1 protein-coding gene is annotated in these 286 nt (G+C 57.3%); it reads left to right on the plus strand.

From position 1 onward, the window contains the following. The coding region (locus tag H0R92_RS14085; RefSeq protein WP_432966321.1) for a hypothetical protein at nt 1–286 on the plus strand (286 nt) is incomplete at both ends.

Below are 286 nucleotides of genomic sequence, written 5' to 3' on the forward strand. Positions count from 1 at the left end.
AACGCCGCCCGTTCAACAGGGAGGCGCTAACATCGGCACAACGCCGGGCGGCACACAGGCAGGAAGCGGTTCGGGAGGAGCAGCTGACACTGTAGGACAGTCGGGAAACGAAAATGCGGCGCCTGTACAAAATCCGTCTTTGCCGAATACGGGCGGAGTACCGTCCGTTCCTCCCGTACAAAACGAATCGGACATTACACAACAGGCGGCAAGTGCACAAAATCCCGTTCCGCAAGTGCCCGCAACAGCGGAAAAGAAAAAAAGCGAGGGATTGTGGTCGGGATTG

The sequence above is a fragment of the Treponema sp. OMZ 840 genome, from assembly GCF_050937815.1.
Taxonomy (GTDB): domain Bacteria; phylum Spirochaetota; class Spirochaetia; order Treponematales; family Treponemataceae; genus Treponema_C.